At 68.1% G+C, this 370-nt stretch carries 1 pseudogene; it reads right to left on the reverse strand.

Features of this window, described 5'->3' with window-relative positions:
• Positions 1–370, reverse strand: a pseudogene (locus QYL93_RS31880) (electron transfer flavoprotein subunit beta/FixA family protein); the annotation flags it as partial.

Raw genomic sequence — 370 nt, forward strand, 5'->3', positions numbered from 1 at the left:
GGGCTCGTTCAGGCGCAGGTCGGTGGTGATGACAGCGGGCAGGGTCAGGGCCAGGGTTTCCAGGCCGCCGTCGACTTCGCGGGTCACGCTGACCTTGTCGGCGGAGAGGTCCACCTTGCTGGCGAAGGTGGCCTGGGGCAGGTCGGCCAGGGCGGCGAGCATCTGGCCGGTCTGGTTGGCGTCGTCGTCGATGGCCTGCTTGCCCAGGATCACGAGGCCTGGTTGTTCCTTGTCGACCAGGGCTTTGAGGATCTTGGCCACGGCCAGGGGTTGGAGTTCGACGTCGGTTTCCACCAGGATGGCGCGGTCGGCGCCAATGGCCATGGCGGTGCGCAGGGTTTCCTGGCACTGGGCCACGCCGCAGGAGACC

It is taken from the genome of Acidovorax sp. A1169 (assembly GCF_030704685.1).
Taxonomy (GTDB): domain Bacteria; phylum Pseudomonadota; class Gammaproteobacteria; order Burkholderiales; family Burkholderiaceae_C; genus Acidovorax.